Here is a 22,513-nt window from a genome sequence, read left to right as displayed (position 1 = left end):
GTCTCGAACGGCGGGCATTTTCCGGAAATCGGGCGACCGGCTGGTCCCCGTTGCACCCTGACTCCCGATCCCGTAAATGGCTGCCGATGAGAGTTACGCCTGCGCGGGGTGGGGCGCGCGGCGCGACATGAGCAGGGCGATGCCGAGGCTGAGACCGTAACCCCAGAGCAGCCACGCCGCGCCGAAATGGAGAACGCGTTCGTCCGTCGCATAGAGATGGGGCATCCAGCGCAGGACGGCGCCGTCCAGCATCATGGCGGCGGTGCCGACGAGACAGACGCCCGGAAGGAGCTGGGCGGGAGTCAGTTGCGCCGCCATGCGGATGATGACGATGCTCAGCCAGGCGACGGGGATGGTCGTGACATAGGCGAGGGCGCCGGAGAGCGGGTTGACGATCCGGCTCGGAAGGAAATGGAGATAGGCTGTGGCGACAACCCAGAGAAGAAGCGTCACGGCAAGGAGTCTGGCGGTTTGAGACGGGGTCGGCATGGGCGGTTCTCCGTGATGTAGCGACCGTTACATGGAAGCATGGAGACCGATGGGGCGCAAGGGAAATGTTATGGCCGTTACATCATGACGGAGTCGAAGGCGGCCGGGGCCGAAACGACGGAGTTCCTTGCCCGCCGCGAGGCGCTTGCGGGCAGGCTGGCCGAAGTCGTGCAACGCGAAGGCGTCTCGGTGCTGAGCTTCCGGCGCGCGGCGGAACTGCTGGGCACCAGCGGGCGGATGGTGGTCTATTATTTCCGCACGAGGGACGATCTGGTCCGGCTGGTTCTGGCGCGTGTCGGGGCCGAGGCGGACGGGGTGTTCGCGGGGGCGTTTCGCAAGGGGATGGACGAGGCCGAGATCCTGCGTGTCTGGGTCCGCCTCGCGCAGGACGAGCGGCATGGCGGGATCATGCGGCTCTGGACGGAGATCCTGTCTCTCGGCGCCAGGGGGGAGGCGCCGTATGACGAGATCGCGGGCGCCATCGTCGCGAAATGGACGGCATGGCTGAGCCACATTCTGGACGATCCGGACCCGGCTGCCGGCCGCGCGGAGGCGTTGCTGGCCATGGCCGAGGGGCTGAGTCTGCTGGACCTCGTCCGGCCGGGCCTGTTGGGGCGGGCCGGGGAGATGTTGGCGAAACGGTTTTCGCAGGGACCGGGATGCGGTCGCGGCCCGGAGTCGTGACGGCGATGTAAAGGGAAGGCACCATGGTGGAGCTGAGGGGAATCGAACCCCTGACCTCCTCATTGCGAACGAGGCGCTCTCCCATCTGAGCTACAGCCCCACGGTGCGGGGCGATACATATACGGCTGGACGGCGGTGTCAATGGGGATTTGCGGGGTGCCGGGGATTATGCGGGCCCGGAAACGGATCTGGTTGTGAGGGGGGCGGCGGGGCGGTAGAGTCGCTGTCTCGTTCGTGTTGCCGAGGGGCTGGAGCTTGCTGATTTTCACCGTTTATCGTGTGCTGATGCTGGTCATCAACCTGTTCACCTGGGCGTTGATCCTCGCCTGCCTGATGAGCATGCTGCTGGCGTTCGGCGTGCTCGATCCGCGCAACCGTGTGGTTTATGCCGTCGCGGATTTCCTCAACCGGGTGACGGAGCCGGTGCTGGCGCCGGTGCGCAACCTGCTGCCGCAGATGGGGGCCATGGATTTCAGCCCGCTGGTCGTGCTGCTGGCCTTGCAGTTCATCGTCGTTCCGGCGCTGCGGACCCTCTTCGTCAGCCTCGCGATGCATGGCGTCTAGCATTCCCGATGCGGATCGCGGTACTGATTCCATGCTACAACGAGGCGATGGCCATCGGCGAGGTGGTGCGCGCGTTCCGCTCGGCGCTGCCCGAGGCGCTGATCCATGTCTATGACAATAATTCCACGGACGGGACGGCGGAAATCGCCGCGGCGGCGGGCGCGATCGTCCGCCGGGAACCCCTGCAGGGCAAGGGGTATGTGGTGCGGCGCATGTTCGCCGACATCGAGGCGGATTTCTACGTTCTGACGGATGGCGACGCCACTTATGACGCGGCGGCGGCCCCGGCGCTGCTGGCGCGCGCGGTGGCCGACCAGCTGGACATGGTCAACGCCGCGCGGGTGACGGAGGAGCGCGGGGCGTATCGTCCGGGCCATCGCCTCGGCAACAGGGTGCTGACGGGGATGGTGACGTTGCTCTTCGGGCGGCGTCTGACGGACATGCTCTCCGGCTACCGGGTCTTTTCCCGCCGGTTCGTCAAGTCCTTTCCGGCCATGTCGGCGGGATTCGAGATCGAGACCGAGCTGACGGTCCACGCGCTGCAACTCGATCTGCCGATCGCGGAGATGCGGACGGTCTATCGCCAGCGCCTGCCCGGCTCCTTCTCCGCCTTGCGGACCTATCGCGACGGCGTGCGGATTCTGGGATGCATCCTGCGCCTGATCAAGCACGAGCGTCCGCACCTCTTCTTCGGGATGCTGGCGCTGTGCCTTTGCGTCGCGGGGCTCGGCTTCGGCCTGCCGGTGATCGGCGATTACTGGCGCACGGGGCTGGTGCCGCGCCTGCCCACGGCGGTTCTGGCGACGGGGCTGATGATTCTCGCCGCGCTGTCCTTCTTCAGCGGGCTGATCCTGGACACGGTCGCGGCAGCGCGGCTGGAGGCGCGCCGTCTCGCCTATCTGCGGTTCGGCGCGCCGGAGGGCGACGGCCTCGGCGTGGAGACGGGCGCTCAGGCCGCCGTGACGGGATCGTAGCCGAGGGCGCGACCGACCTCCGCGGCGGTTTGCAGCAGGAGCGGGGCGAGCGCCTCGACGCGGCTGAGGGAGAGGAAAGCCGGCGCGCTCGACAGGGCGATGGCGCCCGCGATGGCGCCTGTTGCGTCCCGCACCGGCAGGGCGATGGCGCGGGTGTCATGCCCGTTCGCGTCGCGTTCGAGCACGTAGCCGCGCGCGCGGGACAGTGTCATGTCCTGGAGCCAGAGGGCGAGGGTGGCGTCCGACCCGCCGGCATCGTAATGAAAATGCGCAAGCGTCGATTCCTCCTCATGCAGGAGGAGCGCCTGGCCGAGCCCGTTGGCCGCCAGGGGAGACATCTCGCCGACCGCCGGGTGCATCGGCAGGCCGCGCCGGCTTTCGATGCCGTCGAGACACAGGACGCGGTCCTCGGAGCGGACGCCTGTCACTACCGCGTCCCGCGTCCGCTCGGCCAGCGTTTCGAGAATGGGACGGCTGAGGACGGCGATGTTCAGCCCCGGGCGGGCCTGAGCCGCAAGCCGCGTCAGTTGCGGCCCGAGCCCGAAGCGCCCCGAGGGCATGATCTGGAGCCAGCCGCGGCGCAGCAGGGCGGAGGTGAGCCGCTGGGTCGTGCTGCGCGAGCAGCCGATGGCGGGGGCGAGTTCGGACAACGTGCGCGCGCCGTTGCTGACGGCGTGGACGATAGACAGGCCGCGCCCCAGAGTCTGGGTGCCCGGGGGCCAGGCATCGCTGGCTCTCTCATGGCTCCAATGCGGCGCGTGTGAAGTGGCGAGGCTGTTCATGACGGGACTGCTCTGGACGGGACTGCTCTGGGTTGCGGAACTGTCTGCCATCGACATACGGAGCGTGATGTCTCCGGCGATCGGTTCACCCATCCTATCACGCGTGACGGGTGAGTTATCGCAATATGAACGTTATGTCACGAAGTTGTTATATAGCCCTACGGATGCGTGTTCGTCCCGCCTTTGCGGCGGTGCGCGGGAGCGGCGATCGCCGCCAGGCAGTCGTCGCGCTGATACATGTCCGTCAGCCCATGTTCGGCGGCGAGGGGCGCGCGGAGCGCGGCCTTCCAGGCGGGGGAGCCGCCCGCGCAGACATTCATGCCGCTGAATCGCGCGACCCGCACCGGATCGAGCAGGGCGAGCCCGTCATGGGGATTGGCGGCGAGGCGGACGCGCAACGCCGCCTGCAGGCGCGCGGTCTGCGAGGCGGGGACGGCGTGCAGCAATGCCGCGATCTTCTCCGGAGACAGGGAGCGGTCGCCCCGGGCGATGGCGTGCGCGGTCCGGGACCAGTCCGTCGACGAGGCGGGCGCCTCCGTCGGAGTCGTATAGGTCTCGAGCTGGTAGCCGTCAGATTTGACGGTGTGCTCGAACATGCCTTCGAGATAGGTCCAGAAAGGCACAACCAGCGCCAGCATCGGCGTTTTCCCCTCCACAGGTTCTCGATGGCGTCAAGATGGCAGGCGATCACGGCAAGAACGAGGCAAATCGGCGGTGGGAAAGCGGTTTGCCCCGGCGTTCCGATGGTCTACACAACTCCGCCGCATTCCCTCGGTTGCGTGCGGAGGGCGGTTCCCTTCTTCCGTCCGGGGGCGCCGCGTGTTTCTCCCTCTCTCAAGGAAAGCCTGTCTTCATGGCCTCGATCTCGTCCTCGGAAATCGCCCGACTCCAGACAACGCTGCGACGCCTGCTGGGATCGCCGAATCTCAAGGTCAACGCGCCGCCGCGCGCCGGTCTCTCGGTCGAACTCGCGGTGAATGACGAGGTGATCGGCACGATCCATCGCGACGAGGAAGAGGGCGAAATCTCCTACGCCGTCAACATCATCGTGCTGGAGGAAGATCTTCCCGCGAAGTAAGGCGCTACGGCGCGGGAAGATCTTCAGGCGACGCCCGGCAGGTCGACCCGCGTCACCTGCCAGTGCCAGTGCTCGAATTTGAGATGGACGATCGCCTGCGTCCTGCCGTCCGGCGCGTCCACCTCCGCCTTGAAGCGGGTGACGCCCTCGAAACGGGCGGAGAACCGCGTGAACAGCGTGGCCCAGCCGATGGGCTCGCCGTCTTTCGGCATGAGTTGGGTCGCCATGCCGAGGAGCGCGCTGGGCGTCAGCCGCGTGTCGATGGCATGAGAAATGGCGGTGGTGGCGAAGGCTGAGCCGAAATCGGGCAGGTCGTCCGCCTCGGGGGGCGGGCCGAGAATCGCATCGATCGTCTGCTGCTTGAGATTCGTGTTCAGGGCGCTCCAGTCGATATGGGTCGAGAGGAGGTGGGCGTCGTGCGTGCGGACCGCGCCGTTGATCGTCCACAGCGCCAGGAAGGGGGACAGCAGGTAGGTCGCCAGAACGGCGACGGCCCCGGCCAGCATCAGATGGCTCGAGCGCGGCGTGTAGGATCCGGGCATGGCCCGGCCCGCCAGGCCGAGGCCGGCGGCGGGAAGAAGACGAAGGCGGGCGAGGCGTCTCATATGTCCAAATCCCTGCACATTGGGCAAACCGCGCCTGACTCCTCCGGCGAGACGAGGAAGGCGGCGCGAACGGCTCGACTCGATTGCCACGACTATGACACCGCCGGAGCGCGGAATTCAACGTAAACCTTAGGGGCAGTTCATTTTCGTGCAAGATTTCGACGCGCCGGCACGGGCGGGTTTTGGACGCGAGGGGGATTCGCGTCCTATCATGTGGGCATGACGACAGACGGACCTGATCTGAGCTTTTCCCGCGCCGAGATCGAACGCTACTCGCGCAACATCCTGCTGCCGGAGATCGGGGCGATCGGGCAGGCGCGGCTGCGGGCCGCGTCCGTCCTGGTGATCGGCGTCGGAGGGCTGGGCGCGCCGGTGGCGCTCTATCTCGCGGCGGCGGGGATCGGGCGCATCGGGCTCGTGGATGACGACACGGTCGATCTGTCCAATCTCCAGCGTCAGATCCTGTTCGACACGGCCGCCGTCGGTCGGCCGAAGGTAGAGGCGGCGGCGGCCCGGCTGCGCGCGCTGAATCCGGAGATCGTCGTCGAGACCCACCGGATACGGGCGGAGGCGGCGATGCTGGACGCGCTGGTCGGCGCGTATGATCTCGTCTGCGACGGTTCCGACAATTTCGCGACGCGGCAGGCGGTGTCGGATGCCACGGTGCGGCGGGGGCGGACGCTGGTCTCCGGCGCGGTGCAGCGGTTTGAGGGGCAGATCTCCACCTTTCGCCCGCAGAAGGGCGGGCCGTGCTATCGTTGCCTTTATCCCGATGCGACGGAGGACGACGCGCCGCGCTGTGGCGATGCGGGGATTCTGGGGTCCGTGACGGGGGTGATCGGCGCGATGATGGCGACGGAGGCGGTGAAGGAGCAGTTGGACATCGGGGAGAGCCTTCAGGGGCGGCTGCTCTGCTGGGACGCGCTGGCGGCGCAATTCCGCTCCTTCGCGCTGGCGCGCGATCCGCATTGTCCCGGTTGCGGGCCAGGTTGCGGTTCCGATTGCGACGACAGATCGTGAGGCGGCTGGCGATCATGATCTGCGGGCCGGACTGGTGTCGCGCGCATCAGGCGATGGTGACGGCGGCGGGCGCGCTCTCGCTCGGGCGGGAGGTGCTGGTGTTCGCGGGCGGGTCCGGCGTGCTGGCGCTGGCGCGGGACTGGGAGCGTCTCGACGGGGCGGAGGCGGATTCGGGCGCGCGGGCGCGCGGCGTGGCGGGATATGCGGTCTTGCGCGAGGCGGTGAGCGGCCTCGGCGCGCGCCTGCTCGCCTGCGAGAGCGGGCTGCGCATGGCCGGGCTCGCGCCGGAGGATCTCGCGCCCGGCGTGGAGGTCGCAGGCGTCGTGCGCTTTCTCGAAGAGGCCGCCGACGGCCCTTTCATGACATTCTGAACATTCTGAAGCCGCCCCCTGAGGCCGCCCCTTGCCCTCCGCCGCACAACTTGGCACCCATGCAGCCATGACGACCCATCATGACGGTTCCGTATCGGGGCCGCGCTTCGCGCTGATCGCCTGTTCCGTCGCCTTGTTCGGGGCGCTCGCGGGGGGCTCGTGCCCCGCGCGCGGAGAGACGACGCCCGCGCATCACAAGCATCATCATGGCAGTGCCGCCGCCTCAAAGGGCACTTCGGGGGCGGCTTCGGGCGGCGCGGGAAAGAAGACGCATCACGCCCATGCGGCGAAGAGCGGCGGCGCGGCGCATCATCATGCCCACAAGGCGCACAAGGGGGCAGGGACGACGGCGCACGGGAAGACGCATGCCGCCGCCCGGCATGCGGCGCCCGCCGCGGCCGCCGCGGTGGCTCCGGCTCCGGCCGTCCCGGCCGCGCCCCCGCCGCCGGCTCCGGAGGACAAGGGCACGAATACCGGCCTGCCCCTGCCGCGTTTCGCCGCGATGCGGGCGGACAAGGTGTATGTCCGGCGCGGGCCGGGCCAGCGCTATCCGATCGACTGGGTCTATCATCGGCGCGGCATGCCGGTGAAGATCGAGCGGGAATTCGACATCTGGCGGCTCGTCGAGATGGCGGACGGCACCAAGGGATGGGTTCATCAGGCGACGCTGGTCGGCCAGCGGACCTTCGTGATTCCGGGCGAGGCCGAGCCCGAGTCCGGACCCGACCCCAAGACGGACCCCAAGCCCGACGCGGAGTCGCCGGGCGGCGCGGGCGCCGGGGCCGCCCGGCACGGCGGCGACCAGCCGGGGCGGGCGGATGCGCGGGTCATCGGCCATGTCGGCACCGGGCAGGAGGCGCGGGCGATGCGGGGCGTGGTGCTGCTGCATGCGCAGCCGGATGACGGCAGCGCGATCACGGCGGTACTCGAACCCGGTACTGTCGGTAACATTAAGGAATGTCCAGCCGGTTCGGGGTGGTGTCGCGTGTTCGTGAAGGGCTATAGCGGATGGCTCGAGAAGCGTCTGTTCTGGGGGCTCTTACCGGGTGAGGTCATTCAGCCGACCTGACCCGGGTATCGACCGGGGCAGGCGGGAACAGGAATGGAGCGAGAAATGTCCATGGCTGAGCGCCCGATGACGGGCGAGGCGACCCGCAGAACCAAGATTGTGGCGACGCTCGGACCGGCGTCGTCGAGCGCGGAGATGATTCGCGCCCTGGCGGTGAACGGGGCCGATGTGTTCCGGTTCAATTTTTCGCATGGCAGCCATGAGGATCATGCGGCGCGCTATGCCGTCGTGCGCGATATCGAGGCCGAGCTGGGCCGTCCCCTGGCGATTCTCGCGGATCTCCAGGGGCCGAAGCTGCGTGTGGGGCGATTCGCCGAGGGGCGGGTGACTCTGATGCCCGGCGCCGCCTTCCGCCTCGATCTCGACCCGGCGCCGGGCACGGTCGAGCGTGTCATGCTGCCGCATCCGGAGATCATCGAGGCCGTGGAGGCGGGAAGCGTCCTTCTGCTCGATGACGGCAAGCTGCGTCTGAAGGTGACGGCCTGCGGCGCCGACTATCTGGACACGGAAGTCGTCGTCGGGGGTGTCCTGTCCGACCGCAAGGGCGTCAACGTGCCGGACGTGGTGCTGCCCATTCCGGCCCTGACGGAAAAGGACCGGGTGGATTTCGCCTTCGCGTTGCAGCTCGGCGTGGATTACGTCGCGCTGTCCTTCGTGCAGCGTCCGGACGACGTGCGGGAAGCGCGGCGCATCGCGAACGGCGCGGCGGCGATTCTCGTCAAGATCGAGAAGCCGCAGGCGATGCAGGATCTCGAGGAGATCGTGGCGCTGTCGGACGCGGTGATGGTGGCGCGCGGCGATCTGGGCGTCGAGCTGCCGAGCGAGGAGGTGCCGATCGCGCAGAAGCGCGTGATCCGCGAGGCGCGGCGGCAGGGCAGGCCGGTGGTCGTGGCCACGCAGATGCTGGAGAGCATGATCACCTTGCCGACGCCGACGCGCGCCGAGGTGTCGGACGTCTCGACCGCGATCTTCGACGGGGCGGATGCGGTAATGCTCTCGGCCGAGAGCGCGGCGGGCGCGTATCCGCGCGAGGCGGTCGAGATGCTGGCGCGTGTGGCGCGGCGGATCGAGAGTGACGCCGAGTGGCGCGCGGGTCTGCATCAGGTCGCGCTGGAGCATGACGGTTCGACGGGTGCGGCGATCGCCGAGGCGGCCTGGACCGTCGCGCAGGCGGTCTCGGCCTCGGCCGTCGTGACCTATACCCAGACTGGGCAGGGGGCGTTGCGCCTGTCCCGCGAGCGTCCGTACAGCCCGATTCTCGCCCTCACGCCGGATGATTTCGTGGCGCGGCGGCTGTGTCTCGCCTGGGGCGTGCGCGCGCAGTCGGTCGGGCAGGAGATGCCGGTCTTCGGGGTGGAGGGATTGGTGGATCAGGCCAGCGAGATCGCCCAGGCCGAGGGGTTCGCCTACAAGGGCGGGCGCATCGTGCTCATGGCGGGGCTGCCGTTCGGCCAGCGCGGATCGACCAACACGCTGCGGGTCGTGTCGATTCCCTGAGAGGCTGTTTCAGACGTCGCGACCCACGCCGATGCAGGGCTCTGCCCTGCACCCGGAAGGGGCAAAAGCCCCGTCAACCCTTGAATTTAATTAAGGGGTTTCCAAAGGGCGACCGCCCTTTGGCGGGGTTCGGGGCGGAGCCCCGGGAGCGTCGCCCCCATGACACGACGACTTTCGAGACAGCCTCCAAGGGCGCGGGTCTCCGGAGGACTCTCAGGCCTGGCGATTTTCGATCAGGCTGCGGCGGATGCGGCGGCCGCGCTCGATGCTGGCGACGATGGTCGCCTCATCGCCTTCGCTGATGGCCTGGGCGAGGGTTTCCGCGTCGCTGCGGAAGCGGTCGAGCATTTCCAGCACTGCCTCGCGGTTATGCAGGAAGATGTCCCGCCACATGGTGGGGTCCGATGCGGCGATGCGCGTGAAGTCGCGGAAGCCGGAGGCGGCGAAATCCAGCACTTCCGAGCGCAGGTCGGTGGCGAGGGAGTCGGCCGTCTGGCAGATCGAGAAGGCGAGGAGATGCGGCACATGGCTCACGATCGCGCAGATCTTGTCGTGATGGTCCACGTCCATGATCCGGGTGCGCGCGCCCATGGCGTGCCAGAGGGCTTCGATCGTCGCGACGGCCTCGGGGGTCGATGCGTCTTCGGGCGGGGTCAGGAGGCACCAGCGATCCTCGAAGAGCGTGGCGAATCCGGCGTCGGGGCCCGAATGCTCCGTGCCCGCCATGGGGTGGGCGGGCACGTAGGGGACATCCGGGCGCAGGAAGGGGCGCACGCCGTCGACCACGCTGCGGCGCGTGGAGCCGACATCGGTCAGGATCGCGCCCGGCTTCATCGCGGGAATGACCGCCGCCGCGACGGCGGGAATCGCGCCGACAGGGACGCAGATCATCACGATATCGGCCTCCGACGCCGCGCGGACGGCGTCTGTCGTCACCTCGTCGGCGAGGCCGAGTTCCCGCACGCGGGCGCAGACCGCCTCGTCACGGTCGGCGGCGATGAGGCGTGTGGCGAGGCCGGGTCTCTGCCGCGCGCGGCGCAGGACGGAGGAGCCGATCAGCCCGGGGCCGATGACGCAGAGGGTATGGCAGAGCGGTCCGGTCATGACGAGGCGCGGCTGGGAGGGGCGACGGAGCGGTCCTGCGCCGCCGGGTGCTGGAGGCGGCGCATTTCGAGCGCCTGCCAGACGAGCAGGACCGGGATGCCGATGGCCAGGTCGCGTCCCCGGCGCAGGAGGGAGATGCCCAGCGCCACGTCCGGCGCGATGCCGAAGATCACGCCGAGCGCGACATAGGCGCCTTCCTGCACGCCGAGGGAGGCGGGCACGAGGAATCCCGCGGACATGACGCCGCAGACGACGCCCTCGATGGCCACGGCGTCGAGATAGCTCAGCGACGCGCCGAGAAAGCGGAAGGCCATCAGCGTGAGGGCCGCGCTGGCCAGCCAGCCGAGCAGATGGACGAGGGTGCCGCGCGCCACCCGGCCGGGGCGGCTCCAGATCCTGTCCAGCTCGCTCTGGAACGCGTCGATGTTGTCCACCAGCGAATCGCGCCAGCTTTCGGCGATATGCTTGCCGAAGAACTGCGCCAGCCAGCGGATGGCGGCGCCGCCGCGATGCTGGGTGTAGACGAAGCCCGCGATGCCGAGGGACAGCAGCCCCATGCCGCCCAGGAGCGGCCAGGTGAAGCGGGCGCCGTCCTGATGGCCGATCAGGCAGAGCAGGGCGATGAGGATGAAGGCGATCTGGCCGATGACCTCGGCGGTGATGTCCGCGAGATTGGTGGCCACGGCCTCGGGCCATTCGATGACGCGGCGGCGGTGGCTGGTGAAGTCGAAGCAGGTCGCGCGAATGCCCGCGATCATGCCCCCGAGCTGCGAGAAGGGCAGGCAGTTCCCGGCGGCGTCGCGGATGAAGCGGGCGGCGATGGTGCGCCCCGCTCCGAGGAAGGGGCATGTCGCCCACCATGCGAGGCCGAGCAGGCAGTTCACCAGGGCCTGGCCGAGCACCAGCAGCGCGAATCCGTCATAGCCGATGCGGCGCATGGCGTTGAGGACATGTCCGACGCCGAGCCACGCCGTGATGGCGGTCAGGGCGGCGATGCCCAGAAGCGCGAAGAGAATGGTTATTTTTTTCAAGACGATAACAGCGATCTGCCTGGGACGGTCGGGCCATGGGAAGCAGGCGGCCGAACTGCCGGGCCGGATGCGTCTTGCAGGGCGCTTACACCAGCACGGCGGTTTCCGCTACTCCAGGCGGCGTCTGATGGCCGTTTTGTGACGGAACGTGACATTCATGTCAGAACGGATATGTCACCACCGGCATGTTTTCTTGCACGCGGCGTTTGCGCCCCGCGCGCGGGGCAGTATGGTGCGCGCCGATGACGGCTTGCGGAGGGAACGGCGCGATGGGCGGGATGACGCTCGTGACGGGGGCGACGGGGTTCGTCGGCTCGGCGGTGGCCCGGGTGTTGCAGGAGCGCGGGCACCGGCTGCGTCTCATGGTGCGGAAGGGGACGGACCGCGCCAATCTCGCCGGGCTGGACGCCGAGATCGTCGAGGGCGATCTCCTGTCGCCGGAGAGCTTCGCGCCCGCGCTGGCGGGATGCCGCCATCTCTTTCACGTCGCGGCCGACTACCGCCTCTGGGTGCCCGATCCGCCGCGCATGATGCGGGCGAATGTCGACGGCACGCGGCTGCTGATGCAGGCGGCGCTGGAGGCGGGATGCGAGCGGATCGTCTATTGCTCCTCCGTCGCCGCGCTGGGGCTGCGCAAGGACGGCGGCTCGGCGGATGAGGAGACGCCCGTCACCGAGCGGGAGGTCATCGGGGTCTACAAGCTCTCCAAATACCGCGCGGAGCAGGTCGTCCTGCGGATGATCGCGGAGCAAAACCTGCCCGCCGTGATCGTCAATCCCTCCACGCCCATCGGGCCGCGCGACATCAAGCCGACGCCGACGGGGCAGATGATCGTCGATTGCGCCTCGGGGCGGATGCCGGCCTATGTCGAGACCGGGCTGAACATCGTCCATGTCGATGACGTGGCGGAAGGTCATGTCCTGGCGCTGGAGCGCGGGCGGATCGGCCAGAAATACATTCTCGGCGGCGAGAATCACAGCCTCGGCGCGCTGTTCCGCATGGTGGCGGAGGTCGCGGGGGTACGGCCGCCGCGTGTCAAGCTGAGTCAGGACGTGCTCTATCCCGTGGCGGTCGTCTCGGAATGGCTGGCGCGCGGCTTCGGCATCGAGCCGCGCGTGACGCGGGAGACGCTCGCGATGTCGCGCAAGCTCATGTATTTCAGCTCGGCGAAGGCGGAGCGGGAGCTGGGCTATGCCCCGCGTCCGGCGCGGGCGGCGGTGACGGATGCCGTCGAGTGGTTCCGCGCCCATGGGCGGATTCCGCGCTGATGTGGCGTGATCTGCTCGGGCTGGCCGCGCTCGGGGCGTGGCTGAAGCTCGTTTTCGCCCATGGGCGGTTCTGGCGGTACGGGCCGGTGCTGACGCCGGCGGGGGCGCTGGCGCGCTCTCCGGAGGTGGCGATCGTCGTGCCCGCGCGGGACGAGGCGGAGACGATCGCGGCCTGCGTGGAGTCCCTGCTCGGGCAGGATTATGACGGGCCGGTCTCGGTCTTCGTCGTGGATGACCGGAGCGGCGACGGGACGGGCGCGATCGCGCGCGCGGTGCCGGACCCGCGGGCGCGGCTGACGGTCATCGAGGGGCGGGACCGCCCCGCGGGGTGGAGCGGCAAGCTCTGGGCCGTGCATCAGGGCGTTCAGGCGGCGCTGGAGCGGCTCGGGGCCGATGCGTTCATCCTGCTGACCGATGCCGACATCATCCACGATCCCGCGCATCTGCGCACGCTCGTCGGCAAGGCGCAGGCGGAGCGGCTCGATCTCGTCTCCGAGATGGTGCGGCTGAAATGCGAGAGCGCGGCGGAGCGGGCGCTGGTGCCGGCCTTCGTGTATTTCTTCGCCATGCTCTATCCCTTCGCGCGGATCAACGACCCGGCCTCGCCCGTGGCGGGAGCGGCGGGCGGCACGATGCTGGTCCGGCGGATGGCGCTGGAGCGGATCGGCGGGATCGAGGCGCTGCGCGGGGCGCTGATCGACGATTGCACGCTGGCGGCGCATGTGAAGCGGACGGGCGGCGCGCTCTATCTCGGCCATTCGGAACTTGCCTGGTCGAAGCGGCCCTATGAGGGGGCGGGGGATATCTGGCGGATGATCGCGCGCACGGCCTATGTGCAGTTGCGGTATTCGCCGCTGCTGCTGCTGGGGACCGTCCTCGGCCTGGCGCTGGTGTGGTTCGCGCCGATGGGGCTCGCGCTGTTCGGGCGCGGGCGGGCGCGGCTGTTCGGGGCGCTGGCCTGGGGGCTGAGCATGGCCTCCTTCGCGCCCACGCTCCGGCGCTTCGGGCAGCCGTTCTGGCGGGCGCTGCCCTTGCCGCTGGTGGCCGGATTCTACATGGCGGCGACGATCGGCTCGGCGGTCGATCATCATCGCGGCAAGGGCGTGCGGTGGAAGGACAGGGCCTATACCGAGCCGGTCCATGGTGGAGGGATGCAGGCATGAATGTCGTGACGGAATCGCCCGGAACGGAGAAGTCGGTCTGGGGCCGGGACGACGTCACCTCCGCCAAGGGGGCGGGGGACGAGAATTTCCCGGTCGGCTCCCTGCTGATTTCCCGCCGGAAGCGCCCCGCCGTGCGAATCTATTACAATTTCGCGCGCGTCGTCGATGACATGGTGGATACGACCCGCCTGACGCCGGCGCAGAAGATCGCGCGGCTGCGGGCCATGGCGGAGGTGGTGCGCGGGGAGCGGGAGGCGCCGGTCCGGGCGGATGCGCAGACGGCCGTCGCGGTGCGGCGGATGCTGCTGGCGACGGGCGTGCCGCTGGAGACGGCGACGGATCTGGTCGAGGCATTCTGCCGCGATGCGGTGAAGAACCGCTACGACTCGTGGGAGGAACTGCTCGATTATTGCCGCTATTCGGCCAATCCGGTCGGGCATTTCCTGCTGAAGCTGCATGGCGAGGACGCGGATTCGCTCGCGCCCTCCGACGCGCTGTGCTCGGCGTTGCAGGTGCTGAACCATATTCAGGACGCGGCGGACGATCTGCGGAGTCTCGACCGTTGCTATCTGCCCCTGCCGTGGCTGGCGGAGGAGGGCGTGGGGATCGAGGCGCTGCGTCTGGCGCGGAGCAAGCCGGGGCTGCGGCGCGTGTTCGACCGGCTGCTGGATCATGTGGACGAGCTGAACCGGGAGGCGCGGCGTCTGCCCGATCTGGTGCGCGACCGGCGGATGCGGCTGGAATCGGCGGTGATCGTGGAGATCGCGCACCGGCTCGCCGCCCGGCTGCGGCGGGCCGATCCGGTGGCGGAGCGTGTCGAACCGGGCAGGATCGACGGTCTGGTAGCGTTGGGCGCGAGTCTGCGGCATCTGATCTGAGAGACTGTTTCAGACGTCGTGATTCACGCCGATGCGGGGCCCTGCCCCGCACCCGGAAGGGGCAAAAGCCCCGGGAGCGTCGCCTCCATGACACGACGCCTTTCGAGACAGCCTCCGAGTCCCGGCATGGACAAGGATCGGGCGCGCGGTCGCGGAATGCGGCGATCGCGATTGCGTCCGCTCCGCCGAGTCCTGTAGTCTTGAGCAATCATGTCCAGCGCCGTCGAAACCGTGGCTCCCGCGCGGGGGTCCGTCCCATTGTTGCATCCTGTCGATCTCGGGGGCGTGGTCATCGAGACGCCGGTGATTCTCGCGCCGATGTCGGGCGTGACGGATCTGCCGTTCCGGCAGTTGTCGCGCGAGCTGGGGGCGGGGCTGGTGGTCTCGGAGATGATCGCGTCCTGGGCCATGGTGCGCGAGAACGAGACCACGCTGCGCATGGCCCGCAATGCCGAGAACGGGCCGAACGCGGTGCAGCTCGCCGGGTGCGAGCCGGAGGCCATGGCGCGGGCGGCGCAAATCGCCGTCGATCGTGGCGCGGACATCATCGACATCAATTTCGGCTGTCCGGTGAAGAAGGTGGCGGTCGGGCAGTCGGCGGGCTCGGCGCTGATGCGCGACGAGCGGCAGGCGGCGGCGATTCTCGAAGCCACGGTGAAGGCCGTGCCGGTCCCGGTGACGCTGAAGATGCGCATGGGGTGGGACCACACCACGCTCAATGCGCCGCGACTCGCGCGGATCGCGGAGGAGAGCGGCATCCGCATGGTCACGGTGCATGGGCGGACGCGGCAGATGTTCTATAACGGCCGGGCGGACTGGGCGTTCGTGCGGCAGGTCAAGGAGAGCGTGTCGCTGCCGGTGATCGTCAACGGCGACATCGTCTCCGTCGCCGATGCGCGGCGGGCGCTGGCCGCCTCGGGCGCGGACGGGGTGATGATCGGGCGCGGCTGCTACGGGCGGCCGTGGTTCCCGGCGCAGGTGGCGCAGGCGCTCGTCTCGGGGCGGGAGGTGCCGGACCCCGATCTGGCGACCGAGAAGGCGATCGTGCTGAAGCACTATCACATGATGCAGGCGCATTTCGGCGAGCGGCCGGGGCTGCGTCTCGCGCGCAAGCATGTGTCCTGGTATTCGGCGGGGCTTCCGGGTTCGGCGGCGTTCCGGGCGGAGGTGAACCGGCTGGACGACGCGGCGGCGGTGATCGCGCTCATCACGTCATTCTATGACGAGCGGATCGCCGCCGGGGTGGTGCGCGAGCGCGAGGGTGCGTGTCCGGCGGATTATTCCGATGCGGCGTGAGGGAGCGAGCCGGCTGAAGGCGTGACGGGCCGAGGGGCGAGTGGATCGGATCATGAGCATCAACGCAGGCATCGGCACGTCGTCCTCTCCCGAAACCGATGCGCTGCGGTCGTGGTTGCCGGGGGAATCGGCGGCGATGCGGGGGTTTCGCGCGCAGTTCGCCCTCTGCCTGGCCGAGAACGGGCCGGTCCTGCTGCTGGGCGAGGTGGGAGTCGGCAAGGCGCGCGCCGGATGGCTGCTGCATCGGCTGGGATCGCGCGCGGACGGGCCGTTTCTCGTTCTCGATCCCGCGGGCGATCTCGGCGCGCAGATCGCGGCGGCGCGGCGCGGGACGGTGCTGGCCAGCGGCTGGGGGCTGGAAGGCGGGGTGGTGGATGTGCTGCTGGGACGGACCGGCGCGGACGGGCCGCGCGTCCTGCTGACGGCGGAGGGCGAGGCGAAGGAGGAATATTGCGCGCGCTTCGGCCTCTACCGTCTGAAGCTGCCCTGTCTGGCGGAGCGGGCGGAGGATCTGCCCGTCCTGTGCGCCCATCTTCTGGCCGATCTCTCTGCCGAGCCGCCTGTCCTGACCGCCGGGGCGCTGGACTGGATCGCGTCGCGCGCCTGGCCGGGGAATGTGCGGCAACTGCGCGATTGCGTGCAGCGTGCGGCGCTTCTCGGCGGCGGGCGCGCGATCGATGTGGCGCTGCTGGCCGATGCAGGTGGTCCCGCCACCATGCCCGTCCCGCCGCAGGGGATGGCGGCGGAGGCCGGGGAGAACTTCGCGGAGGCGCTGGCGCGGTGGCTGGATGTGATGCTGGCGGGCGGGGCGGCGTGCGTGCCCGAGCTTCACGCCAGGGTGATCGCGGCGGTGGAGCGGCCGCTGATCGAGCGGGTTCTGGCGCTGACCGACGGGAATCAGTCGCGGGCGGCGGGGCTGCTCGGGCTCAACCGCAACACGCTGCGCAAGCGGATGAGCGAACTCGGCATCGACTCCGGCCGGAAGGGGGCGCGTCGTTGAGGCTGCGTCTGCCCCGGCGGGACAGTGTGATGCGGATCGCGACCATGAACACCGCGGTGGTTCTGGCCATCGCGGCGCTCGCGCTCTGCTTCGTGACCTTCGTGATCCTTGCGGGGGGCATGTCGTTCGCGCATCGCCCGCAATTCGAGGCCGCGATCTTCCTGCTGGATTTCGTCGTGCTGTCGCTGCTGGCGACGGTCGTCATCTCGCGGGTCGGGCGGATGCTGGCGGAGCGGCGCTCCGGCCTCGCGGGGGCGCGGCTGCATGTGCGGCTGGTGACGCTCTTCGCCGTGATCGCCGTCGCGCCGACCGTCGTGGTCGGCGCGCTGGCCGCGCTGTTCTTCCATTACGGCATCCAGATCTGGTTTTCCAACCGGGTGCATACGGCGCTGACCGAGGCGCGCGAGGTGGCTGCGGGGTATCTGCGCGAACATAACGACAATATCCGCACCGAGGCCTACGCCATCGCCAATCAGCTCATCATGGCGGCGAATGACGAGATGTATCAGGCGCAGGGGACCGGGGATCTCCTGCACGATCCCGAGCGGCTGGCGGTCATCCTCGACGCGGAGGCGACGGAGCGCGGGCTGAACGAGGCTGTCGTGCTCGACGCGGCGACGGAGAAGGTGGTCGCCGTGGGCGGGCTGACGGCGCGGCGCGTGGGGCTGGAAGGGATCATCCTGCCCAGCCGGGCGACGCTGGACCTGGCGCGCAGCAGCGACATGGCGATCGTGGACAGCCCGGATCGGGGAACGGTGCGGGCGGTGGTGAGTCTGGGGCAGAATTCCGGGCAGATCCTGGTCATCACCCGGCCGGTCGATCCCAAGATCGTCGAGCATATGCGGGTGACGGATGCGGTGGTGGCGGAATATGAGCGGCTGAACGCCCGGCGATCGACCATCCAGTACACGCTGGTGCTGATTTTCGGCCTGCTGGCCTTGCTGGTGCTGGCCGTGGGGATGCTGACGGGGCTGATTCTGGCCAATCAGATCGCCCGTCCGCTCGGCTTGCTGATCCTCGCGGCGCGGCGGGTGAGCGAGGGGGATCTGAGCGTGCGCGTGCCCGTCCCCGCTTCCGCCTCCGGCGACGGGGGGAGGGACGAGGTCTCGGCGCTCTCGCGCGCGTTCAACCGCATGACGGACCAGCTGGACGGGCAGCGTTCGGAGCTGATGCGGGCCTATGGGCAGATCGACGAGCGGCGGCGCTTCACGGAGACGGTGCTGTCCGGCGTTTCGGCCGGGGTCATCGGGCTGGACGCCGAGGCGGGGATCGAATTGCCGAACCGCGCGGCCTCGCGGCTGCTGAACCGCGATCTGGCGGCGGCGGTCGGGCAGGGGCTGGATGTCGCCATTCCGGAATTCGCGCCGCTGCTGGACGCCGCGCGTCAGGCGCCGAACCACGTCCGCACGGCGGAGATCCAGATCGACGCCGGACAGCCCGGCGCGGTGCTGGGCGACGGGCCGTCCGTCGGGGCGAGCGGGCGCACGCTGCTGGTGCGAATCGCCGCCGAGCAGCAGGGCGACGTGGTGGCGGGTTATGTCGTGACGTTCGACGACATCACGGCGCTGCTCTCCGCCCAGCGCAAGGCGGCCTGGGCGGATGTGGCGCGGCGCATCGCCCATGAGATCAAGAATCCGCTCACGCCGATCCAGCTTGCCGCCGAGCGGCTGAAGCGGCGCTTCCAGCGCGAGATCGGCACCGATCCGGAGACGTTCGGGCTCTGCGTGGATACGATCGTGCGGCATGTGGGCGATATCCGCCGCATGGTGGACGAGTTCTCCGCCTTCGCGCGGATGCCCCAGCCGGTCCTGCGGGACGAGGATTTCGCGCGTATCGTGCGGGAGGCGCTGGTGTTGCAGCGCAGCGCCCATCACGACATCCTCTTCGACACGCGGGGCGTGCCGGCCTCGGGGCCGGTGGTGCGGTGCGACCGGCGGCTGGTGGGGCAGGCGATCACGAATCTGCTCCAGAACGCGGCGGACGCCATCGCCATGGCCCCGCGCGAGGAGGGGGAGACCGTGGAGGCGGGGGGTGACGTCGCGCTCGCGGGAGGCCATATCGTGCGGGGGCACATCGTGGTGTCTCTGACGGTCGAGGGGACGAACGCGGTGTTGAGCGTGGAGGATGACGGCGTGGGGCTGCCGGCCTCGGACAGGCATCGTCTCACCGAGCCCTATGTCACGCACAAGGCCAAGGGCACCGGGTTGGGTCTTGCCATTGTCAAGAAGATCATGGAGGACCATGGAGGAAGTGTGCGGCTGGGAGACCGGGCCGCCGGGAGAGGGGCCGTGTCGGAGCTGACGCTGCCGCTGGCTTCGGCCGCCGGGCCGGCGGCGTCCGAGGGGGTTCCTTCGGGGGCGCCCGAGGGGATGGCTGACAGGAATGGGAGTGGCGCGGCCGTTGGGACAGGCGATGCAGCATGAAATTCTGATCGTCGATGATGAGCCGGACATCCGGCTCCTCGTCGAAGGGATTCTGGCCGATGAGGGGTATGAGACCCGCGCGGCGGCGACGTCGGATCAGGCTCTGGCCGCGTTCCGGGAGCGGCGTCCCTCGCTGGTGATCCTCGATATCTGGCTCCAGGGCTCGCGGTTGGACGGGATCGAACTGCTCAAGGCGATGAAGGCGGAGGACGCCGACGTGCCGGTGGTGATGATTTCCGGCCATGGCACGATCGAGACGGCCGTGGCGAGCCTTCAGCACGGCGCGTACGACTTCATCGAGAAGCCGTTCCAGGCCGACCGGCTGGTCGTGGTGACGCAGCGGGCGCTGGAGGCGGCGCGGCTGGCGCGCGAGAACGCGGAGCTGCGTCTGCGGTCGGGCATGGAGACGACGCTCTTCGGCAAGAGCGCGGTCATCGCCGCCCTGCGCGCGCAGATCGAGCGCGTGGCGCCGACGGGCTCGCGCGTGCTGATCACCGGCGCGGCGGGGGTGGGCAAGGAGGTCGCGGCGCGGATGCTGCATGCGCGGTCCCGCCGGGCGGCCGGGCCGTTCGTGGCGCTGAACTGCGCGACGCTGGCGCCGGGGCGCTTCGAGGAGGAGCTGTTCGGCGTCGAGGGGCAGGCGGACGGCGTGCTGCGCCGTGTCGGCGTGCTGGAGCGCGCGCATCGCGGCACGCTGCTGCTCGACGAGGTGGCGGACATGCCGCTGGAGACGCAGGGCAAGATCGTGCGGGTGTTGCAGGATCAGACCTTCGAGCGGCTCGGCGGCAATACGCGCGTCAAGGTGGACATGCGTGTCCTGGCCTCCACCAATCGCGACTTGCAGGCGGAGATCGCCCATGGGCGGTTCCGCGAGGATCTCTATTACCGTCTGGCGGTGGTGCCGCTGCGGATTCCGGGATTGCGGGAGCGGCGGGAGGATATTCCGGGCCTCGCCCAGCATTTCCTCGAACGCTATGCCGAGCATACCGGAATGGCGGCGCGGGAACTGTCCGTCGATGCGCTGGCCGCATTACAGGCATATGAATGGCCGGGTAATGCGCGCGAGCTGCGCAACCTCATGGAGCGGCTGCTGATCCTGATGCCCGGCAGCGGCGGCGAGCCGATCCGCGCCGACATGCTGCCGCCCGATCTCAGCCAGGGCGCGCCCTCCATGACGCGGCTGGATGCGAGCGCGGATGTGATGAGCCTGCCGCTGCGCGAGGCGCGGGACCTGTTCGAGACGCAATACCTCCAGGTGCAGCTTCTGCGTTTCGGCGGGAACATCAGCCGCACGGCGAATTTCGTCGGCATGGAGCGCTCGGCCTTGCATCGCAAGCTCAAGCAGCTTGGCGTGACGCATGACGAGCGCAATACCGTGGGATGACAAAATTTTGACCTTTGCGCGCGCCATCGGCCTTTGCGTTCCGATGCGTTGACGATTAAGCCGGGTTTCAGGGCGCATTGTGCGTAATGGGCTGTAGATCGAGAGAGCGCCTTGCATAAGGACTTCAGACCAATCGAGGACAGATTCCCCCCCGAGGGCCCGGCTTCCGAGGGCCCGGCTGGGGGGGGGCCGGAGCATGTCTCCATTCAGGACCAGTTTCTCGATTATCTCCGGCAGAACCAGGCCGCCGTGACGATCTTCCTGGTGAACGGTGTGAAGCTTCAGGGCGTCGTGCCCGCCTTCGACGGCGAGGTGCTGGTGCTGCGGCGCGACGGCCATGCGCAGCTCGTCTACAAGCACGCCATCAGCACGATCATGCCGCTTTCTCCGGTGCCCGGTTTCGGCGTCGGGCAGGACAGCGGGACGGCGGCGGGTTGACGCGCGCGGCGGAACGGAAAATTCTCCGCTTCTTCCCCTTTCAGGGCATCAGGCAGGGATTTTCACGATTTGGCCAGCAATGTCACCACCCCTCCCGCGACGCGGGCGGCCGTCATCCTCCCATGGGAGCGGCCGACCCCCAGTGACGAGTTCCGCGCCGCCGAGGCGCGGCTGGAAGAGGCGGTAGGGCTCTCGGCCTCCATCGGGCTCGTGGTGGTGCGGCAGGCGATTCTGGCGCTCCGCGCGCGGCGGCCCGCGACGCTGTTCGGCAGCGGGCAGGTCGAGCAGCTTGCCGAGATGGTGCGGCAGGATGAAGTGGCGGTGCTGATCGTCGATTCGAAGCTGTCTCCCGGTCAGCAGCGGAATCTGGAGCGCGCGCTCGACTGCAAGGTGGTGGATCGCACGGGGCTGATTCTCGATATTTTCGGCGCGCGGGCGGCGACGCGCGAAGGCGTGCTTCAGGTCGAACTCGCGCATCTGGAATACCAGCGCTCGCGCCTCGTGCGGCTCTGGACCCATCTGGAGCGGCAGCGCGGCGGCTTCGGCTTTCTCGGCGGTCCCGGCGAGACGCAGATGGAGGCGGACCGGCGCATGCTGGACGAGCGGCTCGTGCGTCTGCGCAAGGATCTGGAGCAGGTGCGGCGGACGCGCGGGCTGCACCGGACCGCGCGGCGGAAGGTGCCGTTTCCCGTCGTGGCGCTGGTGGGCTACACCAATGCGGGAAAATCCACGCTGTTCAACGCGTTGACCGGCGCGTCCGTCCATGCGCAGGACCAGCTTTTCGCGACGCTGGACCCCACGATGCGCGGGGTGACGCTGCCTTCCGGGCGGCGGATCATCCTCTCGGACACGGTGGGGTTCATCTCCGATCTGCCGACGGAACTCGTCGCGGCGTTCCGCGCGACGCTGGAGGAGGTGGCGGAGGCGGACATCATCCTGCATGTGCGCGACATCGCCCATCCCGATACGGCGGCCCAGCGGGCGGATGTCATCAACGTGCTGAGCGGCATGACGCGGGATGGAATGCTGGACGCGCACTGGCCCGATCGCTGCATCGAGGTGCTGAACAAGATCGATCTGCTCGGCGCGGAGGAGGCGCCGCGCGCGCCGGGAACGGTGGCGATCTCGGCGATCACGGGGCAGGGGCTTGCCAATCTCTTCTCGGCGCTGGACGGGAAAATGACGGCGGCGATGCGACTGGCGCATGCCGAACTCGCCGTGACCGACGGCGCGGCGCTGGCCTGGCTGTACGAGCATGGCGAGGTGCTGGAGCGGCTGGACCGGGAGAGCGGGATTTCGCTCGACGTGCGGCTTTTCGAGCAGGATCGCCTGCGCTTCGGGCAGCTCTATCCGGAATGCGCGATCCGGATCGACTGACGCGGGGCGTTCTTTTTT

At 69.0% G+C, this 22,513-nt stretch carries 23 protein-coding genes and 1 tRNA gene; 17 read left to right on the top strand and 7 right to left on the bottom strand.

Annotation, left to right across the window (positions count from 1 at the left end; all coding sequences use genetic code 11):
* Window positions 1-93: 93 nt before the first annotated feature.
* Window positions 94-489: a DUF5367 family protein gene (locus EDC31_RS07625; protein ID WP_052511621.1), complete on the bottom strand. Its 396-nt coding sequence runs from the start codon at window positions 487-489 to the stop codon at window positions 94-96.
* An 84-nt stretch (window positions 490-573) separates the two neighbouring features.
* On the opposite strand from EDC31_RS07625, the gene EDC31_RS07620 reads away from it, so the two are divergent.
* Window positions 574-1,173, top strand: a complete 600-nt coding sequence (locus EDC31_RS07620) for a TetR/AcrR family transcriptional regulator (RefSeq protein ID WP_132126978.1) — start codon at window positions 574-576, stop codon at window positions 1,171-1,173.
* A 24-nt stretch (window positions 1,174-1,197) separates the two neighbouring features.
* Here the strand turns inward: EDC31_RS07620 and EDC31_RS07615 are convergent.
* Window positions 1,198-1,273, bottom strand: a tRNA-Ala gene (locus EDC31_RS07615).
* A 155-nt stretch (window positions 1,274-1,428) separates the two neighbouring features.
* Here EDC31_RS07615 and EDC31_RS07610 point away from each other — a divergent pair.
* Together EDC31_RS07610 and EDC31_RS07605 are read left to right on the top strand one after the other, a co-directional pair.
* Entirely contained in the window at window positions 1,429-1,737 is a 309-nt protein-coding gene (locus tag EDC31_RS07610; protein WP_239641535.1) for a YggT family protein, read from the top strand.
* Between the two features lie 8 nt (window positions 1,738-1,745).
* Window positions 1,746-2,711: a glycosyltransferase family 2 protein gene (locus tag EDC31_RS07605; RefSeq protein WP_042056194.1), complete on the top strand. Its 966-nt coding sequence runs from the start codon at window positions 1,746-1,748 to the stop codon at window positions 2,709-2,711.
* Here EDC31_RS07605 and EDC31_RS07600 read toward each other — a convergent pair.
* Window positions 2,687-3,586, bottom strand: coding sequence for an IclR family transcriptional regulator (locus EDC31_RS07600; protein WP_052511624.1), 900 nt, complete (start codon window positions 3,584-3,586; stop codon window positions 2,687-2,689). The genes EDC31_RS07605 and EDC31_RS07600 overlap by 25 nt on opposite strands.
* A gap of 65 nt (window positions 3,587-3,651) precedes the next feature.
* Window positions 3,652-4,131 (bottom strand): hypothetical protein, encoded by a 480-nt coding sequence (locus EDC31_RS07595; protein ID WP_042056197.1) that lies wholly within the window; start codon window positions 4,129-4,131, stop codon window positions 3,652-3,654.
* Between the two features lie 215 nt (window positions 4,132-4,346).
* Between EDC31_RS07595 and EDC31_RS07590 the strand changes: the two genes are divergently transcribed.
* Window positions 4,347-4,571: a DUF3126 family protein gene (locus EDC31_RS07590; protein WP_042056199.1), complete on the top strand. Its 225-nt coding sequence runs from the start codon at window positions 4,347-4,349 to the stop codon at window positions 4,569-4,571.
* Window positions 4,572-4,594: 23 nt separating this feature from the next.
* Here the strand turns inward: EDC31_RS07590 and EDC31_RS07585 are convergent, their stop codons facing one another.
* Window positions 4,595-5,176 carry a DUF2939 domain-containing protein gene (locus EDC31_RS07585; RefSeq protein WP_081797414.1) on the bottom strand — a complete coding sequence of 194 codons (582 nt, stop codon included), beginning with the start codon at window positions 5,174-5,176 and terminating at the stop codon, window positions 4,595-4,597.
* A 219-nt stretch (window positions 5,177-5,395) separates the two neighbouring features.
* Between EDC31_RS07585 and EDC31_RS07580 the strand changes: the two genes are divergently transcribed.
* The 4 genes from EDC31_RS07580 (at window position 5,396) to pyk (ending at window position 9,133) form a co-directional block, all read left to right on the top strand.
* Window positions 5,396-6,196, top strand: coding sequence for a HesA/MoeB/ThiF family protein (locus tag EDC31_RS07580; protein ID WP_042056201.1), 801 nt, complete (start codon window positions 5,396-5,398; stop codon window positions 6,194-6,196).
* Window positions 6,193-6,567, top strand: coding sequence for a DsrE family protein (locus EDC31_RS07575; RefSeq protein ID WP_239641536.1), 375 nt, complete (start codon window positions 6,193-6,195; stop codon window positions 6,565-6,567). Before EDC31_RS07580 ends, EDC31_RS07575 begins: the two co-directional genes overlap by 4 nt.
* A gap of 67 nt (window positions 6,568-6,634) precedes the next feature.
* Window positions 6,635-7,636, top strand: a complete 1,002-nt coding sequence (locus EDC31_RS07570; RefSeq protein WP_132126977.1) for an SH3 domain-containing protein — start codon at window positions 6,635-6,637, stop codon at window positions 7,634-7,636.
* A 51-nt stretch (window positions 7,637-7,687) separates the two neighbouring features.
* Complete coding sequence (gene pyk, locus EDC31_RS07565; protein WP_239641729.1) at window positions 7,688-9,133, top strand: pyruvate kinase; 1,446 nt, start codon at window positions 7,688-7,690, stop codon at window positions 9,131-9,133.
* A gap of 213 nt (window positions 9,134-9,346) precedes the next feature.
* On the opposite strand, the gene EDC31_RS07560 is transcribed toward pyk, so the two are convergent.
* Entirely contained in the window at window positions 9,347-10,237 is an 891-nt protein-coding gene (locus EDC31_RS07560) for a prephenate dehydrogenase/arogenate dehydrogenase family protein (RefSeq protein ID WP_042058123.1), read from the bottom strand.
* Window positions 10,234-11,268, bottom strand: coding sequence for a lysylphosphatidylglycerol synthase domain-containing protein (locus tag EDC31_RS07555; RefSeq protein ID WP_042058125.1), 1,035 nt, complete (start codon window positions 11,266-11,268; stop codon window positions 10,234-10,236). The genes EDC31_RS07560 and EDC31_RS07555 overlap by 4 nt, the downstream gene beginning before the upstream one ends.
* A 269-nt stretch (window positions 11,269-11,537) precedes the next feature.
* On the opposite strand from EDC31_RS07555, the gene hpnA reads away from it, so the two are divergent.
* From hpnA to hflX, 9 genes are all read left to right on the top strand, one after another.
* Window positions 11,538-12,536: a hopanoid-associated sugar epimerase gene (gene hpnA / locus EDC31_RS07550; RefSeq protein ID WP_042058127.1), complete on the top strand. Its 999-nt coding sequence runs from the start codon at window positions 11,538-11,540 to the stop codon at window positions 12,534-12,536.
* Window positions 12,536-13,699 (top strand): glycosyltransferase, encoded by a 1,164-nt coding sequence (locus tag EDC31_RS07545; RefSeq protein ID WP_042058194.1) that lies wholly within the window; start codon window positions 12,536-12,538, stop codon window positions 13,697-13,699. The genes hpnA and EDC31_RS07545 overlap by 1 nt, the downstream gene beginning before the upstream one ends.
* Entirely contained in the window at window positions 13,696-14,577 is an 882-nt protein-coding gene (locus EDC31_RS07540) for a squalene/phytoene synthase family protein (protein ID WP_042058129.1), read from the top strand. Before EDC31_RS07545 ends, EDC31_RS07540 begins: the two co-directional genes overlap by 4 nt.
* 210 nt (window positions 14,578-14,787) lie before the next feature.
* Window positions 14,788-15,873, top strand: coding sequence for a tRNA dihydrouridine synthase DusB (gene dusB / locus EDC31_RS07535; protein ID WP_042058131.1), 1,086 nt, complete (start codon window positions 14,788-14,790; stop codon window positions 15,871-15,873).
* 52 nt (window positions 15,874-15,925) lie between these two features.
* On the top strand, window positions 15,926-16,873 hold the full coding sequence (locus EDC31_RS07530) for a helix-turn-helix domain-containing protein (protein WP_132126975.1): 948 nt from the start codon (window positions 15,926-15,928) through the stop codon (window positions 16,871-16,873).
* Between the two features lie 44 nt (window positions 16,874-16,917).
* Window positions 16,918-19,296 (top strand): sensor histidine kinase NtrY-like, encoded by a 2,379-nt coding sequence (locus EDC31_RS07525; protein ID WP_239641631.1) that lies wholly within the window; start codon window positions 16,918-16,920, stop codon window positions 19,294-19,296.
* Window positions 19,286-20,680 carry a nitrogen assimilation response regulator NtrX gene (ntrX, locus tag EDC31_RS07520; RefSeq protein ID WP_042058204.1) on the top strand — a complete coding sequence of 465 codons (1,395 nt, stop codon included), beginning with the start codon at window positions 19,286-19,288 and terminating at the stop codon, window positions 20,678-20,680. The genes EDC31_RS07525 and ntrX overlap by 11 nt, the downstream gene beginning before the upstream one ends.
* 204 nt (window positions 20,681-20,884) lie before the next feature.
* The gene (gene hfq / locus EDC31_RS07515) at window positions 20,885-21,118 is read left to right on the top strand and encodes an RNA chaperone Hfq (RefSeq protein ID WP_042058206.1); all 234 of its coding nucleotides are present in this window, start codon (window positions 20,885-20,887) and stop codon (window positions 21,116-21,118) included.
* A 69-nt stretch (window positions 21,119-21,187) separates the two neighbouring features.
* Window positions 21,188-22,495, top strand: coding sequence for a GTPase HflX (gene hflX, locus EDC31_RS07510; RefSeq protein ID WP_042058134.1), 1,308 nt, complete (start codon window positions 21,188-21,190; stop codon window positions 22,493-22,495).
* Window positions 22,496-22,513: the final 18 nt, after the last annotated feature.

Origin of the sequence: Acidomonas methanolica, assembly GCF_004346035.1 — a bacterium.
GTDB classification, from domain to species: Bacteria; Pseudomonadota; Alphaproteobacteria; order Acetobacterales; family Acetobacteraceae; genus Acidomonas; species Acidomonas methanolica.
Note: the sequence above shows the minus strand (reverse complement) of the source record. Positions and strands in the feature narration are given on the sequence as shown.

What these genes read in the sequence shown, in the direction of transcription:
- EDC31_RS07625 (WP_052511621.1), bottom strand. Translation starts at nt 489, where the DNA reads ATGCCGACCCCGTCTCAAACCGCCAGACTCCTTGCCGTGACGCTTCTT.
- dusB (WP_042058131.1), top strand. Translation starts at nt 14,788, where the DNA reads ATGTCCAGCGCCGTCGAAACCGTGGCTCCCGCGCGGGGGTCCGTCCCA.
- EDC31_RS07620 (WP_132126978.1), top strand. Translation starts at nt 574, where the DNA reads ATGACGGAGTCGAAGGCGGCCGGGGCCGAAACGACGGAGTTCCTTGCC.
- pyk (WP_239641729.1), top strand. Translation starts at nt 7,688, where the DNA reads ATGGCTGAGCGCCCGATGACGGGCGAGGCGACCCGCAGAACCAAGATT.
- EDC31_RS07570 (WP_132126977.1), top strand. Translation starts at nt 6,635, where the DNA reads ATGACGACCCATCATGACGGTTCCGTATCGGGGCCGCGCTTCGCGCTG.
- EDC31_RS07585 (WP_081797414.1), bottom strand. Translation starts at nt 5,176, where the DNA reads ATGAGACGCCTCGCCCGCCTTCGTCTTCTTCCCGCCGCCGGCCTCGGC.
- ntrX (WP_042058204.1), top strand. Translation starts at nt 19,286, where the DNA reads ATGCAGCATGAAATTCTGATCGTCGATGATGAGCCGGACATCCGGCTC.
- EDC31_RS07545 (WP_042058194.1), top strand. Translation starts at nt 12,536, where the DNA reads ATGTGGCGTGATCTGCTCGGGCTGGCCGCGCTCGGGGCGTGGCTGAAG.
- EDC31_RS07590 (WP_042056199.1), top strand. Translation starts at nt 4,347, where the DNA reads ATGGCCTCGATCTCGTCCTCGGAAATCGCCCGACTCCAGACAACGCTG.
- EDC31_RS07605 (WP_042056194.1), top strand. Translation starts at nt 1,746, where the DNA reads ATGCGGATCGCGGTACTGATTCCATGCTACAACGAGGCGATGGCCATC.
- EDC31_RS07530 (WP_132126975.1), top strand. Translation starts at nt 15,926, where the DNA reads ATGAGCATCAACGCAGGCATCGGCACGTCGTCCTCTCCCGAAACCGAT.
- EDC31_RS07600 (WP_052511624.1), bottom strand. Translation starts at nt 3,586, where the DNA reads ATGGGTGAACCGATCGCCGGAGACATCACGCTCCGTATGTCGATGGCA.
- EDC31_RS07525 (WP_239641631.1), top strand. Translation starts at nt 16,918, where the DNA reads ATGAACACCGCGGTGGTTCTGGCCATCGCGGCGCTCGCGCTCTGCTTC.
- EDC31_RS07595 (WP_042056197.1), bottom strand. Translation starts at nt 4,131, where the DNA reads ATGCTGGCGCTGGTTGTGCCTTTCTGGACCTATCTCGAAGGCATGTTC.
- EDC31_RS07540 (WP_042058129.1), top strand. Translation starts at nt 13,696, where the DNA reads ATGAATGTCGTGACGGAATCGCCCGGAACGGAGAAGTCGGTCTGGGGC.
- EDC31_RS07580 (WP_042056201.1), top strand. Translation starts at nt 5,396, where the DNA reads ATGACGACAGACGGACCTGATCTGAGCTTTTCCCGCGCCGAGATCGAA.
- EDC31_RS07560 (WP_042058123.1), bottom strand. Translation starts at nt 10,237, where the DNA reads ATGACCGGACCGCTCTGCCATACCCTCTGCGTCATCGGCCCCGGGCTG.
- hpnA (WP_042058127.1), top strand. Translation starts at nt 11,538, where the DNA reads ATGGGCGGGATGACGCTCGTGACGGGGGCGACGGGGTTCGTCGGCTCG.